The sequence below is a fragment of the Planktothrix sp. PLAVEN19ND genome, from assembly GCF_057220675.1.
Map to the genome: position 1 here is coordinate 1,129,470 of NZ_CM170132.1, position 17,577 is coordinate 1,147,046.

The 17,577-nt window shown below is 43.6% G+C and carries 13 protein-coding genes; 5 read left to right on the top strand and 8 right to left on the bottom strand.

Annotation, left to right across the window (positions count from 1 at the left end; translation table 11 throughout):
* Window positions 1-14: 14 nt before the first annotated feature.
* Entirely contained in the window at window positions 15-914 is a 900-nt protein-coding gene (locus AC2D3N_RS05000) for an alpha/beta fold hydrolase (RefSeq protein ID WP_484692960.1), read from the bottom strand.
* Between the two features lie 37 nt (window positions 915-951).
* Here AC2D3N_RS05000 and AC2D3N_RS05005 point away from each other — a divergent pair, with 37 nt between their 5' ends.
* Window positions 952-1,416 carry an MEKHLA domain-containing protein gene (locus AC2D3N_RS05005; RefSeq protein ID WP_079678815.1) on the top strand — a complete coding sequence of 155 codons (465 nt, stop codon included), beginning with the start codon at window positions 952-954 and terminating at the stop codon, window positions 1,414-1,416.
* Window positions 1,417-1,542: 126 nt separating this feature from the next.
* On the top strand, window positions 1,543-1,674 hold the full coding sequence (locus AC2D3N_RS05010) for a hypothetical protein (RefSeq protein ID WP_484692961.1): 132 nt from the start codon (window positions 1,543-1,545) through the stop codon (window positions 1,672-1,674).
* Here the strand turns inward: AC2D3N_RS05010 and AC2D3N_RS05015 are convergent.
* The gene (locus AC2D3N_RS05015) at window positions 1,671-3,227 is read right to left on the bottom strand and encodes a cation:proton antiporter (protein ID WP_484692962.1); all 1,557 of its coding nucleotides are present in this window, start codon (window positions 3,225-3,227) and stop codon (window positions 1,671-1,673) included. The genes AC2D3N_RS05010 and AC2D3N_RS05015 overlap by 4 nt on opposite strands.
* 90 nt (window positions 3,228-3,317) lie before the next feature.
* On the opposite strand from AC2D3N_RS05015, the gene AC2D3N_RS05020 reads away from it, so the two are divergent.
* The gene (locus AC2D3N_RS05020) at window positions 3,318-4,004 is read left to right on the top strand and encodes a potassium channel family protein (RefSeq protein ID WP_079678818.1); all 687 of its coding nucleotides are present in this window, start codon (window positions 3,318-3,320) and stop codon (window positions 4,002-4,004) included.
* Here the strand turns inward: AC2D3N_RS05020 and AC2D3N_RS05025 are convergent.
* The 4 genes from AC2D3N_RS05025 to AC2D3N_RS05040 all read right to left on the bottom strand — a co-directional run bounded on the left by AC2D3N_RS05025 (window position 4,001) and on the right by AC2D3N_RS05040 (window position 6,652).
* Window positions 4,001-4,681 carry an energy-coupling factor ABC transporter ATP-binding protein gene (locus AC2D3N_RS05025; RefSeq protein WP_484692963.1) on the bottom strand — a complete coding sequence of 227 codons (681 nt, stop codon included), beginning with the start codon at window positions 4,679-4,681 and terminating at the stop codon, window positions 4,001-4,003. The genes AC2D3N_RS05020 and AC2D3N_RS05025 overlap by 4 nt on opposite strands.
* A gap of 17 nt (window positions 4,682-4,698) precedes the next feature.
* Window positions 4,699-4,968 (bottom strand): UPF0367 protein family, encoded by a 270-nt coding sequence (locus AC2D3N_RS05030; RefSeq protein WP_026795076.1) that lies wholly within the window; start codon window positions 4,966-4,968, stop codon window positions 4,699-4,701.
* A gap of 51 nt (window positions 4,969-5,019) precedes the next feature.
* Window positions 5,020-5,388 (bottom strand): DUF2237 family protein, encoded by a 369-nt coding sequence (locus AC2D3N_RS05035; protein WP_484692964.1) that lies wholly within the window; start codon window positions 5,386-5,388, stop codon window positions 5,020-5,022.
* Between the two features lie 76 nt (window positions 5,389-5,464).
* Window positions 5,465-6,652, bottom strand: coding sequence for an aminotransferase class V-fold PLP-dependent enzyme (locus AC2D3N_RS05040; RefSeq protein ID WP_484692965.1), 1,188 nt, complete (start codon window positions 6,650-6,652; stop codon window positions 5,465-5,467).
* A gap of 122 nt (window positions 6,653-6,774) precedes the next feature.
* Here AC2D3N_RS05040 and AC2D3N_RS05045 point away from each other — a divergent pair, with 122 nt between their 5' ends.
* Window positions 6,775-7,893, top strand: coding sequence for a YihY/virulence factor BrkB family protein (locus AC2D3N_RS05045; protein WP_484692966.1), 1,119 nt, complete (start codon window positions 6,775-6,777; stop codon window positions 7,891-7,893).
* Between the two features lie 45 nt (window positions 7,894-7,938).
* A complete protein-coding gene (locus AC2D3N_RS05050; protein ID WP_484692967.1) occupies window positions 7,939-8,364 on the top strand; it encodes a GAF domain-containing protein in 426 nt (141 codons plus the stop codon).
* A 152-nt stretch (window positions 8,365-8,516) separates the two neighbouring features.
* Here AC2D3N_RS05050 and rpsU read toward each other — a convergent pair whose 3' ends face one another.
* Window positions 8,517-8,714 (bottom strand): 30S ribosomal protein S21, encoded by a 198-nt coding sequence (gene rpsU / locus AC2D3N_RS05055; protein ID WP_079678830.1) that lies wholly within the window; start codon window positions 8,712-8,714, stop codon window positions 8,517-8,519.
* A 375-nt stretch (window positions 8,715-9,089) separates the two neighbouring features.
* Complete coding sequence (locus AC2D3N_RS05060) at window positions 9,090-17,444, bottom strand: DUF4347 domain-containing protein (RefSeq protein WP_484692968.1); 8,355 nt, start codon at window positions 17,442-17,444, stop codon at window positions 9,090-9,092.
* Window positions 17,445-17,577: the final 133 nt, after the last annotated feature.

The window sequence follows — 17,577 nt, forward strand, 5'->3', positions numbered from 1 at the left end:
TCCCTTACAAAAATTTATTTTAAACTTAATTTATTTAACCAATTCAAAATCATAGAGTTTACCTGTTCAGGACGTTCATCATGGGGACAATGACCCGTATCGGGAATCGAAATAAATTCAACCGATGGGTTAATTTTCGCTAAATCTTGATAAATTTTTGCCCCAGTAATCGGTGTCCAAGGGTCAGTTTCCCCCCAAATAATTAATAAGGGTTGTTGAATTTGGGGTAATAATTCCGAGGGTTGAGGGCCAGGAGGAGCGGTTAAAATTGAAGCAAAGACCTGTTGAGCACCCATATCATTAGAAGGAGTATATAATAGGTCTACTAACTCATCGGTAATGGCTTGTTTGTTGCCATAAACTTGATGTAAGGTATTCCGAATCCGGTGTTTTTGTCGAATTTGATTGAACATAAACGGCCCAATAATAGGATTATTCACAACTTTTGCAAATAATCCCATAATTAACCGGAGGGGAAAATTTAATTCTTCGGGGCGATGATTTAACCCTCCTGCACAATTAATTAATACCGCCCCTGTTGATATTTCAGGATGGTTAGCAACCATCATTAAACCCAATAATGCCCCGATAGAATTGCCAATAAAAATAGCAGGTTGTTTAATCTTTTCTGCCCAGAAATCCGTTAACAATTCTTCCCACAATTCTAAACTATAATCGAGATTGGGTTTTGCAGATGCCCCAAATCCCAATAAATCTAAAGCAAAAACCCGGTATCCTCCTTGGGCTAAAATAGAAATATTATGACGCCAATGTCCAATGGATGCACCGAACCCATGAATCAAAACTAAGGGCTGTCCGCTCCCGGTGGCGGTATACTGGATTTGATGATCTCTCCATGTCCAGGTTAAGGGTTCAAAGGAGGTTGTTATTTGGGGGGGCGTTGTGGTTGTCATTTTATTAAGATTTGTAAATACTATCTTTATATCATAAATGATTTCACCCTGGAAACAAGACAGAATTATAATTCATACTCAAAGACTTTTGAGGAGTTATCAACATTGGACGGGGGAAATCCTGTTAAATGTCAATGACACCCCGGAGGAAGTTGCAGAAACCTTATTTTACGCGCCATTTGTGTTAGTTTCCCACGGAATTGAACCAGATCCAATTTTGAATTATGGGAATCAAAGAGCTTTAAAAATGTGGGAGTTAACCTGGGATGAATTCACCCAAATGCCCTCTCGCAAAACCGCCGAACCCATGGTACAGGAGGAACGCGATCGCTTGTTAGCTGAAACTACGGCAAAAGGATTTGTTAAAAACTATCAAGGGGTGAGAATTTCTAGTAGTGGAAAACGCTTTTTAATTCAAGATGTTTTCATCTGGAATGTTTTAGATGAACAAGATCAATATTGTGGACAGGCGGCTATTTATACTAAATATATGTATATTTGAAATAGGCAATAGTTGGGTCTCCAAACCCAGGTGCAAAGAGGGTTGACCAGACCCAACCCCTACAAGGATTGCTATATACTTATAATCCCAGCTAATAGGTAGCCTAAAATAACAGGTTGCCTAAATATGGAAGCGAGTAAACCTCCAATGGCTGCCGCTGCAAATAGTATAATTAAATCAGTCATTATTTTGATTGCTTGTGGATTGAAGTGTAAGTTTAGCTCAAAAATTGCTGAAATTTTGTCAATAATTGATTAATCATCCTCCAGTTTCAGTAATTGCTGGTCAAGGAGTTGGATACGCTTTTGGGCAACGGTTTCCGATAAAATTCGCTTCCGCATTGCTTCATTGAGAACCCCTTTTTCCGCTAAAAGTAAACGCCGCCGAATCGCGTCTAATTTACTAATATAATCTCCCTTAGACTGTTCAAAATCTACCGGACGCCGATTATAAAATTCTCGCAAAGACCTTTCGGCTCCCGCTATTTTCACTTGATAAGTAGAACGCATTTCTTCATAGACCGATTTAGGTAAAATTCCAGACTTTAATAAACTATCCAGTTCATCCTGGGCAGCTTTGGCGGTAATTAATTCCGCTTGCCATTCTTCCACCCGTTGCTGCATCAAGGAAACCGTTGATAAATTCAAACGTTTAACCACCCAAGGTAAACTTAAACCCTGCCCAACTAAGGAGACCAAAACACTGCCAAAAACCAAGGTAATTAAAATATCCCGCCCCGGCAGGGTGGTCGGTAAACTTAAAGCCAAAGCCATGGATAGGGAGCCTTTGATATTCCCAAAAAATAACAAATGTTGCCAACGCAGAGGAATTACCCGGTCAAACCGACTCGCCACCGCTAACAGGGGATAGACCGTTAAACCCCGGGCGACTTGGTAAACTAAAACCGCTAACAAAACCGCAGGTAAGGTTTGCCAGAAGGTTACTAGGTCGATTTCTACCCCAATTAATAGAAAAATAAAGGTATTAACGGTAAAACCGGCATATTCCCAGAAACTCAATAGGGTAATCCGACTGGAGGCTGTGGTTTGGCGAGACAGTCCCAGATTGCCGAAAATTAATCCCGCTACCACCACCGCCACCGCACCGGATACCCCCAGCAAGTGCCCGACCTGAAAGGTTCCCAATGCCACGGCCACGGTCAGTAATAGACTATTGAGGGGATCATCTAACCGGGCAAAGATGGGGATAGTTAAGTAGCCTAGGACTAACCCCACCAGACCACCGCCAACAGAGGTAAACAGCAGTTGTTGGAAGCTCTCTAGGACAGTGAGGGAACCCGTGGCATAAAGTTGTGCAATCAGATTAAAGCACACCAGAGCCGCCGCATCGTTAAATAGGGTTTCCCCCTCCACAATGGTAGACAATCGGGAAGGGACGGGAATTTCCTTAAAAACGGCAATCATGGAAACCGTATCGGTATTGGCTAACATCACACCCATAAAAAAGGCGGGTATCCAATCGAGTCCCAGGCCAAATTTTAATAAAACGGCAATAATGGCACTGGAACAAATCGCCCCGGGGCCAGCTAACAGGGCAATGGGTTTAAAGGTGCTGCGGAGACGACTGACATCGGTATTAATCCCGGCTTCAAAGAGGAGAATGGGTAAAAATAGATTCAACACTAAAACCGGGTCTAAACCCACGGATTGAGAGAGAAATTTCGAGAAGGGCAAACCGGCCAGCACTAAACCTGTAACGTAGGGAATCCCAATCTTGCGGGAAAATAGCGCCACTCCCGTCGAAACCAGTAGGAGAATAATTGAAATCCTGACTAATTCGGTAACATCCACTCTCAATCCTGCTGAATAATAAGTCTTATATTAACAATTAACCTTGCCAGACGCTAAGATTAATTGTCAACCCAAAATTAAGGCATTGCTATGTATGTTCTCATCGGTGGTGGGGGATTAGTGGGGCTAAGTTTAGCCCAAAAGTTACTAGAACTTGGGCATACGGTGGCGGTGATTGATGTTGACCCCATCGCCTGTCGCTATGCTCGGGAAAAAATTGGGGCCATGGCCTTTGAAGGCAGTGCGGTGAGTACGGATGTATTATTGGAAGCTGGAATTCGGAAGGCGACTTCCTTGGCGGCGATGCTCAGAAGTGATGCCCTTAATTTAGCCATGGTCACCCTAGCAAAACATTACGGAGTTCCCCATATTTTAAGTCGGATGCGCCACCCTGATTTTGCCGAGCCGTTGCGTTTGTCGGGGGCGAATCATATTGTGAGTACCGTGGAATTAGGGGTATCTACGATGGTGAATGCCATTGAGTATCCGCAAGTGGAATCGATGATGCACTTTGAGCAAGGACAAATTGAGGTGCTCAAGCTGCCGATTCCTGATCGTTGTCGTGTTGCGGGTCGCAGTGTGGCCGAAATTGCTCAGGATGCACGGTTTCCCGAGAGTTCTTTGATTGTAGGTTATCAACCTCACCCCCACGATGATTTGGTGATCCCGAATGGGAGTACGGTTTTAGAACCCGGGTCTACTGTATTAATTGTGACTAAACCGGGATCGTTACATCAAATGATTGATTTTATCGGTGTGTCTCAATCAATTTCTTAACTTTTTAATTCTTTTTGCATTAATCGTTGTTTCAAGGGTTCAGGATCACCCCGACCTACCACCTGACCATTTTCCAACAAAAACGCCCCATCACTATAGTTTAATTCCTCTAAACGGTGTGTTACCCATAGGGCTGTAATGCCGCGGGTTTTTACTAACCGTTGGACTTCAATCACTAAATCATTTTGACTATCGGGATCTAATAATGCTGTAGGTTCATCTAATAATAATACCTGGCAATGTCGGGCTAAGGCTCCAGCGATCGCAATTCTTTGTTTTTGCCCCCCACTTAAGGCATAAATCGGACGTCGCTGTAACTCCAATAATTTCACCGCCGTTAAAGCGTCTTCTACCCGTTGTTTGACTTCAACCCAGGGTAACTTATCTTCCACTAATCCAAAGGCCACATCCGCCCCTACCGTTGGCATAACTAATTGATGATCGGGATTTTGAAACACAAACCCCACCCGTCCTTGGAGTTCGATTTCTCCCGATTTCGATGGTAATAACCCTGCCAATAATCTCAATAGGGTGGATTTTCCACTGCCATTAGTCCCTAAAAGCATCCAAAACTCACCTTGAGGAACATCTAGGGAACAGGATTTTAAGACCTGCGCCCCGCTTGGCCAACTAAAGCATAGTTCTTTTACCCGTATCGCTGGACTTGAAGATTCCATGCTCGTTGTTGTTCCCTCTATTCTGCCTTTGCACCCACAAAACCCGGAGGTCTTCCTGCGGCATTTCCTCCGGTTTTATCGGAAATTTGTACCGCAGAAATCTCACTACTGAGAATTGCCAGTTTTTTATCTGTGATTTTATCGCAGGTAAATTCTAAGACCTGGGCATTTCCTCCCCGGAGTGCGTCTAAAATCTGATTGTAAGCTCCTTGGGCATCCTCAGCAGATTTTTTTTGAATGGATAAAGGGGTGGGAGTGTATTTAACAATAATGTCTACGGTGAACATAGGATCTCAAAAACCGTTAATAATTTCAATTTCTTACTATATCGTTTTCAGCTAACCCTGAACGGCATATTGTTGTAACTGATTCAGAGAAACCACTTCCAACGCCCTGGCATGGGTTGATTCTAACACCACCGGGGGCGCGACACCCGCATCCAGGGCTTCTTGCCAACGGGAGGCACACAAACACCACCGATCCCCCGATTTTAACCCCGGAAACCCAAAGGCGGGAACGGGGGTACTCAGGTCATTTCCTTGGGCTTTTGTATATTCGAGGAATGCTGGAGTCACTTGGGCACAAATCACATGAACGCCAAAATCCTGTCCCCCAGTATAACAAAACCCATCCCGATAAAATCCAGTCATCGGATCGGAACAACACATTTCCAATTGTCCGCCTAAAACATTTCTAGCTTCTTGCATGATCTTTTTCTCAACTTCAATTCACTCGACCATCATAAGCCGTTGTTGCGCTTAAGCGCATCTTAACTACATCCCCCTACAACCCCAACAAAATTTCTGCCAAATATTCATATTGAGATAAACTATTATAAATTTGAGCCGAAATTCTCATTAATAGTTTCGTTTGATCTTCCCAAGGCATGATCGGAACTTCAATTTGATATTCTTCCCACAGTTTTTGATTCAAATCGGAATAATTTTGCCATCTTTCCCCTAAAGGTAAAACGGCCATTGAACCGATCATATCATCGGGACAGGGTGAAATTATTTCTATTTTTTCTGATAATAATTTTCGGGCATTTACCACTAAATTATGATTAGTTTTAATTAATTCTGACCAACCTCCAGGTAACAGAGAACCCATAAATTTAATTGCTTCAGGAATACATAAATAAGCACTGGGGTCGGGGGTTCCTGTCCAGTCAAATTCTAATAAAAATCGAGAGCGATCGCTGCGGGTCGAATTAGCTCCGTGACTAATTGTTACTGGACGAATTAATGATTGTCTATCCCTTTGTACCGATAAAAATGCGGCTCCCTTGGGTGCAGATAACCATTTATGACAATTTCCCGTATAGTAAGTTGCTCCAATTGCTTGTAAATTTAGCTCTAACATTCCGGGGGCGTGGGCACCATCAACTAAAGTATCTATTCCTAAATGAGTTAATTTTTTAATAATCTCTTTAATTGGGAAAATTAATCCGGTTTGGCTGGTAATATGATCGATTAAAACTAATTTTGTTCGAGGAGAGACTTTTCCCATAATTGCATCAATAATTTGTTCCGATGAATGGACAGGAAAAGGAATATCTGCTATAATAATTTTAGCTCCGGTGCGACTAGCAACAAAATCTAATACATTCCGACAGGCATTATATTCATGATTGGTTGTCAGTAATTCATCTGGTTCTGAGAAAACCAGCGATCGCAAAACCGTATTGACTCCCGTTGTCGCGTTGGGAATAAATACTAACTCCTCTGGATTTGCTCCGACAAAATTAGCTAATTCAACCCTAGCATGATCGAGTAAAATTTCATATTCTCGGGCATAAAAATGACAAGGTTGTTGTTCAAGTTGTTGGCGAAATTGAGATTGAGCATCTAACACCGGAATTGGACAAGCACCAAAAGCACCGTGATTTAGAAAAGTGATCTTTGGATCAAATAACCAATATCGAGAAAAGGCAGAATACTCAGGTTTAGTGTTTAAAATAGTGTTTTTCATGTTTGATTAAATTAACAACTATTTGATCCTAAACCAATTCTGAACTTAAAAAAATCTTATTTTTTGATAAAATCTTTCCCAAGTCTAGTAAATTAGGAATACCGTATCAATCCTCAATATTTATGAGCATAGCCAGCTTTTTGATGTTCTGGCGAAATCTGAAATCGTTTAAGTGGCGACCTTGTTCTATTCATACCCATTTTGTTAAACTGATTCAGCGCGGTGCTGATCTCGTCGCGGATCAATTAATTGTCCTGTTTCCTATCCTCATAAAACAGATTAAAAGAACTCAGCGACGGATGATTCGTTTCTGCCGTTTTTTTCTATATTTGAATCCCACAACCTTTAAAAAACTGATTCAGGCTACCCTAGAACAACGTTTACCTGGTTTTGCGGCGGAAATGGCTTATCATGCTACCCTAGCATTATTTCCGGCGGTATTAGCCCTATTAATTGCCTTAAGTTCCTTTGAATTATTGCAAACGGAAGTCTACCGAATGGCAACTTTACTGAGTCAAATTGTCCCGGAAGATGTTCAGAATTTAATCGGAAATGGAATTGATCATTTATCTTTAACGCCGAGTTCGAGTTTACTCTCGGTGAGTTTTATTGCCTCTTTGTGGGTTTTTTCTGGCGTAATTGGGGCGGCGATGACCGCCTTAAATCATATTCATGGCGTGGAAAAGACTCATATTAGACCCTTTTGGAAAAATAAATTAATTGCCCTATCCCTAGCATTCGGAACAATATTATTATTAATTTTAGCCTCGGCATCAGTATTAGTGAGTGACATAATTGTTGAAGGAATTGCCCGTCAAAGTTGTATGATTGAAACCATCGGAAACTGTGCTTTAGAAGATTTAGCCATTTGCATGATTCAACCGCCAGTACAAAATTGTTTATTAGAATCAACCCTATTAGAAACCTGGCAAAAACTACGCTGGCCGATTACTTTGGGAATTGTTTCTACTAACTATGCTTTTATTTATCGCTATGCGCCAAATTACCGAAAACATGGAACTCCTCTGATGCCCGGAGCAATTTTAGCTGCTGTATTTTGGGCTTTAGTATCTAATTTATTTCGTTTATATGTTTACTACTTTGGTAAATTTAATATTACCTACGGCACAATTGGCGCGTTTGTAGTTTTGTTACTGTGGCTACAAATTAGTTCTTTAATTATGCTGGTAGGGGCTCAACTTAATGTTATTGTGGGAGATGAAATGAGAATTAAAAGATAAGTGTTTAAATCGAATTAAATCTCTGAGCAAAGTACAAACATGAATATGCCACTATCCTTACAAACCATTGCTGAACAAGTTCAAGAATTATTGCAAGCTGAAACGGTTGTTGTTATGCTGGCAGAATCCTCTGGTGAGCAAGTTTATTATGCAGCCGCCGTAGGAAAATATGCAGCAGATATTGTGGGAAAACGAGGGGATGCAGCGACATCGGGTTTGTGTGGAACCGCTTTTAAAGGTTCATGTCCCGTTTTAATTGCACAAACAAAAGGAGATCTTCGAGTTCGCCAAGATTATGTGCAAGCCTGGGGAATTGAAAGTGCTTTAGCGATGCCTTTATTTTCCCAAGGTCAACTTTGGGGTGCTTTAATGGTTTTGAATCGTTTAGATGGTGAACGTTTTAATCAACAAGATCAGCAGAAATTAGTGGATTATGTAACAGAGATTTCTGTTCAAATTCAAAGCACTTAACAATCAGAATTGAAACGTTAAAATTAAAGATTCCCATAAAAAGCAAAATCCGCGACGTTACTCCCTGCTTCATCCATCAGGCATTAAGCGGGAGTTGGGGCGCGGTAGATATAAAAGCAGTTTTCAGGTTTTGAAAATCACCAAAACTAGAGCTACGATGTCCGTTGTTTGCGGAAAGCACGTCTTTGACGTTGATTAGCGATCGCCTTGCGCTTACGCTTCTCTGGAGGGGTTTCAAAGTGACGGTTTTTTCTAACATCGGCCAAAATACCAGCCTTAGAAACTTCCCTCTTAAAACGCCTTAAAGCTGACTCTAGCTGTTCATTTTCACCCAGAATAACTTGGGTCATGTCCTCTCCTTGAATGGTCTACAACAACATTTGAAAATCTTTTGTGAGTTTTAAACCCCCTTCATGCAATATTACAGCAAGGGGCAATATCTAGTCCATCTTGCAATGGCTACAACGCTGACAATATTGGGATGTAGAACCTAGAAACTCAAGTTTATCGGCTTACCGAACTTAGAATTCCAGTCGCAATAGACAGAAATAGCAAAATCCAAATCACATAACCCGGGATAAACGCTAAAACAGATAGACCCCTGAGCGTCCATAACAAGACCAGTAGACCCGTTATAGACGCAAAGAGGTAGGAAAAAATTAACTTTTGAGAATCAGGAGATCGAGTCACAAATATTACAGACTTGAAGACGCTACGGATCTAGCTTAACCTAAGACCTCAAAGCTATTAGAAAGAATTAAATTAGCCTGTACACCCGCCAGACGCACTAGGGGCTGCTCTCCAAGACTAATTAAGGTAGAAGTTCCCTCTTGGATAATAGTCAGTTGGTTTAACGTTAAGCTCTTTGACAAGACCAAGAAATCTTCTCCCACCCGGAAATCAGTGATCTGGTCGAAACCAGTATCAGCACCGATGACAAAACGATCTTTACCTGTACCTCCGGTGATCAAATCATCACCGAGATCCCCAAATAACCAATCATCCCCAGCCCCGCCGTTTAAGGTATCGTTCTGTTGTCCACTGTAGAGGGTATCATTGCCATCACCGCCACAGAGTAGATTTTCTCCCTCGTTAGCTAAGATTAGGTCATTGCCCGCCCCGCCACTGAGTTGATCTCGGTCGGAACTATTACCCACGATATTATGGCCTCCGACACCCCCATAAATCGTGTCATCCCCATCGCTAGCGCAGATGATATCCGTGCCTTGGTCACCAAACAGCAGATCATTTCCGGCATCCCCATAGAGGACATCATCCTGTTCACCACCATAGACAGTATCGCTACCCTCACCCCCCATCAGGGTGTCGTTGTTGCGGTTGCCATAGATAGCATCATCTCCGGCTCCACCCCAGAGCAGATCGGGGCCATCTCCTTCGTTACTCAGAGGATCGGTTTCACCGTTGATATTTAGGTTGTCACCAAAGAGGGTGTCATTGCCTTCATCCCCATAAATGGTATCCGCCCCCAACTCCCCTCGCAGTAAGTCGTCGTCTTGGCCACCAAAGATAAAGTCATTACCCGTACCCCCATAGACCGTATCGTTACCAATACCTCCGTGGAGTAAATCCTCTCCGGTGTAGCCATAGAGGACGTCCTGTTCCTGGGCTGCGATCGCCGAACCATCACTAGGACTGCCAATTAAGGTATCGTTGCCTTCGTCGCCATACAGGGTATCGCTACCGTGGTCTCCAAATATCAGGTCATTATTCTGACCGCCATATCCAATATCGTTACCGTCTCCCCCCAGCAGGGTATCGTTGTTTTCGTTACCCGAGAGAAAATCATCTCCTTGACCCCCCAGGAGTAAATCCTGTCCTTCTAAGTCCTTGGGAAGTGAAGGATCATCAATTCCGGCTAACAGGGTATCATTTCCCTCTTGACCTTGCAGGGTATCGTTGCCATAACTACCCCGAAGGTAATCATTACCTAGTCCACCTTCTACTAAGTCATTGCCCGATGTGGCATCAACGGTGTCATTCCCCTCGCCAGCATAGATATTGTCATTCCCTGTAAAGGCGGTAATCCAATCATCTCCACCAAAGGCAAAGATACTTTGATTCAGAACCGTTCCCGTCAGAGTATCGTTATTCTCTGTGCCGTTAAGGATATTCGAGGTTGGGTTAGGAGAAATTAAACCCAGTACAGGGGGTTCGGGGAATACCACGTCTAGGAGTTTAGGAGCCGGGAGACAAATACCACACTCCCGGTTTGCTGCGGGTACGGGTGTTGAGGTGGGCGCAGAAGTAGGTACGGGTGTGGGTTCCGGGCTGGGTACGGGTGTGGGACTGGGTATTGGTTCCGGGGTGGGAGTCGGAACGGGACTGGGTGTGGGACTGGGCGTGGGACTGGGTGTTACCGATGGTGCAGCAACGACAGAAATGGTGAGGGTTGCCACATTGGAGGTTGCACCAAAACTATCGGTTGCTTGATAATTCAGAACAAAGGAACCCGTAAAGTTAGGATTGGGGGTGAAGGTTAGGACTTGGACTTGTTCGGGGGTAAGTTCTTGTGCTTGACTGGGATCGGTAATCGGGGTTTCACCGAGGAATAATGTTCCTTCTGTCGCCGTCGGCAAGTTGGTGAGGTCATAGCTAACAACGGTTCCCGTCAAATCCGTTACCGATAAATCCGGTAATTTTACCGCACTAGAATTATTAACAACTCCCTCAAGGGTGACATTTTCAGCAACGGGGGGTTGATTCGGCAGGGTGATCTCAACTTTGGCTGGATTAGAGACTGTGCCTTGATTATCTTCGACGGTATAACTGAGGGTCGCAACTCCCGCAAACCCAGCAACGGGGGTAAAGGTGATATTACCCTGATCATCAACTTGGAAAGTCCCTTGATTCTCCAGGGTGAGTGTTTTTTGTTGGCCTGGAGTATTCGGATCAAGATCGACCGTAGCCAGATTGAGTGTGCCATCGAGGTCGGTGGCTTGATCGGCAATATTAAAGGTAATTGGGGTATTGGGGGAAGTTTCCAGACTTTGATCTGTCGCAACTGGCGGCTGATTGGGTATGGGTTGAAAGTTTAAGTTTACGGTCGTCCCTGTCGATGTTGCTCCTTTATCATCCGTGACCGTGTAACTAAAACCACCGCCATCGAAGTTACCCGTAGATTGAAATTGCAGTTGAGAGGCTTCTTCTGGAGTCAAAACCTGATTGGCTGTTACAGGTTGACCATTGAGGAGCAGTATGCCATCGGCCGGATCGGGTAGTTGAGTTATCGTAAAACTAGCGATCGTACCATCGGCATCTGTTCCCGAAAGCGGAGGCACGTTAACGGTGCTATTGGGTTGTACAGGCAGATCCAAATTGTTGGCAACTGGAGGCAAATTCACATCCAGGGGAACTAAAGATACCGTAGCTGCTGTCGGAGAAATTAATCCTTCGTTATCAATGGTTTTATAGGCAAAAACAACCTCGTTTGAAGAACCCGTAGATTGAAATTGCAGTTGCGCTGCTTCTTCGGGGGTGAGGATTTGATTCAGTTCGACGGGTTTTCCATTCAACAGCAACACACCATCGGCAGGATTGGGCAGTTGAGTGATGGTAAAATTAGCGATCGTACCATCGGCATCCGTACCCGATAACGGGGGAATCAAGGAGGTACTATTGGGCAAGAAGGGGACGTTAAGGTTATTAGCCGTCGGAGGTTGGTTAACATCCACCAGGACTAAATCAACTATTGCCGACTGCACCGAAACCGTCCCTTGATTATCCGTAGCAGTGTAACTAAAGCCACCTCCGTCAAAGTTTCCTGTAGCTTTAAATTGCAGTTGAGAAGCCTGTTCGGGTGTAATAGTTTGAGTCAGGGTGACAGGGTTTCCATTCAGTAATAACACCCCATCCGTCTGCTCGGGTAAAGCTGTAATCGTATAATTTGCTATGGTTCCATCGGTATCTGTCCCTGATAGACTCGGTAGATTTGCGGTGCTATTCGGAATAACTAGGGTACTTAAATTATTGGGAATCGGAGGTTGATTAACCGGAGGTTCAATCAAGCCAATGGTTCCGGCTCCGGCAGAAGTCAAGCCTTGATTGTCCGTGACGGTGTAACTAAAGCCACTACCATTAAAACTGCCTGTAGATTGAAATTGTAGGCGAGTCGCTTCTTCGGGGGTTAAAACCTGATTCGCGGTTACAGGTTGACCATCCAGGAGCAGCACCCCATCAGCTATATCCGGTAAGCTAGTAATCGTAAAGCTGGCGACTGTGCCATCGGGATCACTTCCAGATAAGCTCACGGGCACAGTGGTATTGGGGGTGACGGAAACGTTCAGGTTATTCGCTACAGGCGGTTGATTCACCGCAGGCGCAATTAAGCTAACAACGGCAGGACTTGGGGAAATTAAACCTTGATTATCCGTAACCGTATAAGTAAAACTACCACCATTAAAGTTGCCTGTGGTTTGGAATTGCAGTTGAGCAGCTTCTTGAGGGGTTAAAACCTGATTCACCTGCACGGGTTGACCATTGAGCAGCAATACCCCATCAGCTGCATCTGGTAAGCTACTAATCGTGATACTGGCTACCGTTCCATCGGGATCTTGTCCAGATAATAGAACTGTTGTCGTACTATTCGGAGTTAAAATTAGATTAATATTGTTTGCATTCGGAGCTTGATTCTCTACAGTAGGTCGAATCAAAGTTACCGTTGCTGGGGTTGAGTCGGTGGCTCCTTGATTATCGGTAACCGTATAACCAAAACTACCCCCATTAAAGGTTCCTATGGCTTGGAATTGCAGTTGAGAGGCTTCTTGAGGCGTTAAAACCTGATTGAGTGTTACGGGTTGACCATTGAGCAGTAACACTCCATCAGCGATATCCGGTAAGCTGGTAATCGTAAAACTGGCAATACTACCATCCGGGTCAGTTCCTGATAGTGAGATAGGAATCTTACTATTCGGTAAAACCGCAGCATTCAGGTTATCAGCCACCGGAGAAATATTTTCTGGTGCGGGTGTTGGTGTTGGTGCTGGTGGTGCTGGTGGTGCTGGTGGTGCTGGTGCTGGTGGTGGTGCTGGTGGTGCTGGTGGTGCTGGTGCTGGAGTTGGTGCTGGTGGTGGTGCTGGTGGTGCTGGTGGTGCTGGTGCTGGTGGTGCTGGTGCTGGAGTCGGTGCTGGAGTCGGTGCTGGAGTTGGTGCTGGAGTTGGTGCTGGAGTCGGTGCTGGAGTTGGTGCGGGAGTTGGTGCTGGAGTCGGTGCTGGAGTTGGTGCTGGAGTTGGTGCTGGAGTCGGTGCTGGAGTCGGTGCTGGAGTTGGTGCTGGAGTTGGAGTTACATTGATGGTTAAGGTATTGGGTGATTGGTCAAGGTTGACATCCCCATTATTGGCTGTCCCGCCATCATCTTGAACTTGGAAGGTAAAGTTGGCGTAGTTATTGCCGTTTTGGTTGGGAGCCGGGGTAAATTTCAGGTTTCCCGTTGTAATGTCATTGACGGTGACAAAACTTCCTGCGGTGACGGGTGTACCGTTTAAGGTCAGGCTTCCGGTTGTTGGTAGGGTGGTAATTTTGACTTGAGCGAAGTTATTGTTATCGAGAATATCGCTGAAACCAAAGTCATTTGTGGTGAAGGTATAAGCGATGTCCTCATTGGTGGTGACGGTTTTGTCTGTTCCTGATGGCTCATCGTTAACCGGAGTCACATTGATGGTTAAGGTATTGGGTGATTGGTCAAGGTTGACATCCCCATTATTGGCTGTCCCGCCATCATCTTGAACTTGGAAGGTAAAGTTGGCGTAGTTATTACCGTTTTGGTTGGGAGCCGGGGTAAATTTTAGGTTTCCAGTTGTAATGTCATTGACCGTAACAAAACTCCCGGCGGTGACGGGTGTACCGTTTAAAGTCAGGCTTCCGGTTGTTGGTAGGGTGGTAATTTTGACTTGAGCGAAGTTATTGTTATCGAGACTATCGCTGAAACCAAAGTCATTTGTGGTGAAGGTATAAGCGATGTCCTCATTGGTGGTGACGGTTTTGTCTGTTCCTGATGGCTCATCGTTAACCGGAGTCACATTGATGGTTAAGGTATTGGGTGATTGGTCAAGGTTGACATCCCCATTATTGGCTGTCCCGCCATCATCTTGAACTTGGAAGGTAAAGTTGGCGTAGTTATTACCGTTTTGGTTGGGAGCCGGGGTAAATTTTAGGTTTCCAGTTGTAATGTCATTGACCGTAACAAAACTTCCTGCGGTGACGGGTGTACCGTTTAAAGTCAGGCTTCCGGTTGTTGGTAGGGTGGTAATTTTGACTTGAGCGAAGTTATTGTTATCGAGACTATCGCTGAAACCAAAGTCATTTGTGGTGAAGGTATAAGCGATGTCCTCATTGGTGGTGACGGTTTTGTCTGTTCCTGATGGCTCATCGTTAACCGGAGTCACATTGATGGTTAAGGTATTGGGTGATTGGTCAAGGTTGACATCCCCATTATTGGCTGTCCCGCCATCATCTTGAACTTGGAAGGTAAAGTTGGCGTAGTTATTACCGTTTTGGTTGGGAGCCGGGGTAAATTTCAGGTTTCCCGTTGTAATGTCATTGACGGTGACAAAACTTCCTGCGGTGACGGGTGTACCGTTTAAAGTCAGGCTTCCGGTTGTTGGTAGGGTGGTAATTTTGACTTGAGCGAAGTTATTGTTATCGAGAATATCGCTGAAACCAAAGTCATTTGTGGTGAAGGTATAAGCGATGTCCTCATTGGTGGTGACGGTTTTGTCTGTTCCTGATGGCTCATCGTTAACCGGAGTCACATTGATGGTTAAGGTATTGGGTGATTGGTCAAGGTTGACATCCCCATTATTGGCTGTCCCGCCATCATCTTGAACTTGGAAGGTAAAGTTGGCGTAGTTATTACCGTTTTGGTTGGGAGCGGGGGTAAATTTTAGGTTTCCAGTTGTAATGTCATTGACCGTAACAAAACTCCCGGCGGTGACGGGTGTACCGTTTAAGGTCAGGCTTCCGGTTGTTGGTAGGGTGGTAATTTTGACTTGAGCGAAGTTATTGTTATCGAGAATATCGCTGAAACCAAAGTCATTTGTTGTGAAGGTATAAGCCGTATCTTCATTGGTGATGACGGTTTTGTCTGTTCCTGATGGAGCGTCGTTGACGGGTACAACTGTAATTGTACTAACAGCAGTATTACTAACATTAACACCATCACTAGCAGTCACACTAATTGTACGATTTACGGAAGTAGTGGGATTTTGTGAGGTATTCTCGTAGGTAATACCGCGTAATAAAGTTTGTAAGTCAGCCGTTGGAATAATACTGCCATTAGGTCGAGTTATTGTAACTAGCTTGAGGGTGTCATTATAGACAAATTTGAAATCGGTGGTGCCACCCACTGTAATTCCTGATTGTGTTTTGTCTGCATTCAGGGGAAAATCTATACCCCCAATTTTTAATCTTTCTGCAACTCCATCGGAAACATTAGAAATCTTCAGGGTGAGGCTGATAATATCATTATCAGAATCGCTAACTGTGGCAACGCTATTATTAGCAATATAAACAGCACTATTGCCTTCAGTGAAGGTTGGACTATAACCATATCCAGTGTCACCGCCATTGAGGTCAACAATGGGAGCAACACTAACAATATTACTTACTAATAACCCCCCCGTAATTAAATCCAACCCACCGTCATTCTTAGTATTTAATGAAACACTAAGTGCACCGGCGGTATTTAATGGAACATCGGTTAATCCAATAAGATCCATACCAGCAGCGTTAACATCATTTGGAAATAGGGCGTAACCATAGAACGTATCGCCTGGATTGATAACTAAATCTGCAAAGCTAACATATACACCTCTGATATTTTGTGAAGTTACAGATCCGTTTGACGTGGTTTGACTTGACCAACGTTGTTTATCTTCTGAATCATCACGACGGGTTATTTGTGCTGTATATTTATAGTCCGGTGTAGTAGTAGTATCCCAAACTCCTGTTCCTACAGGGACTAAAGTTCCGAACTCAATTGGGATATTATTAGCATCAATTTTTGTAATCGCAGCAATCTTAAATGGGTCGTTGCCACCTCGATCTCCAATGAAAAAACCAACTTTGCTATTCTCTGTGGGTGCTGTTAAACCTGATTTTGATACAAAGTCCGCCCGTTCAATATTATTAGGATTATCACCAACGTTGACAAACAGATTGTCTGTTCCCATATTCAAAATGGAGCCTAACAATGCTGTTTCCATGTTATTTTGATAACTTGGGGTCATAGTAATAGTATTACTACTTTTACTACCCTCAAACCACAGAGTATTCCTAACCCCTTTTACAATCGGATCAACATCTGTTAAATTCTTCTCATCAACTCTTTGTAATGTCAGAAGATCCAACTGCCCGACAACCTTGTATTGATCTCCACCAGCTTGAAAATCAGTTAACTTTACGTCATTTCCTGTTGCATAAGACATTGTATAGTTTGTAACGGAATCAGCACCCGCAGCAGTGTAGTTATCATGAATAGAAGGTACAACAGGAGAGTTAATGGTGGTAAAATTAGTTGCTGCTTTAGGTAATAAAATACCCTGGTAATTTCCGATCGCATTTTGACTAAAAGCTAAAGCAGTTTCAATATTTCCAGTTTGAACTTCTAACGCCCAGTTTCCACCTAATGCCGTGTTTCCAGTTAAGTCATTAGAAGCGGCAATATCCGCTTGAGTCAATTGGGATAAATTTGTAACAAAAGATTGTCCTAAACTTCCAGACGCAACATTACATCCATATAATAAAATATCAGCATTTTCACTTAATCCGGTTTGCCATTTTTGGAACTGTTCAGTATATTTACTGAGGGTATTTTGATCTAAAACTGTATTTCCTAACTTTAGACTTCCTGAACTGCCATGAGAAATAATATGGAGGGCATCGATATCTTTTTGTGTAGAAAGAATAGAACTAATTTGAGCGATTCCATCTTGATTAGGATCGAGTATAATAACTTCTGCGTTTGGATCAACCCCTTGCCGTAATGTTTCGTAGTTTTCGACATTAGAATCTATGAAAACGACTGTTTTCACGGGGTCTTGAATAGAATTCTGGTGAGATAACATACCCTAAATTTCCTTGATTTGGCTAGTTTTTAAACAAATATATGGGTTAACTAAAACTTGAATCTGCACCTGATGGAAATCGATACACTTCTGTGATACTCTTAGCATTAAGCAGAAAAAAGGCATCGCAATT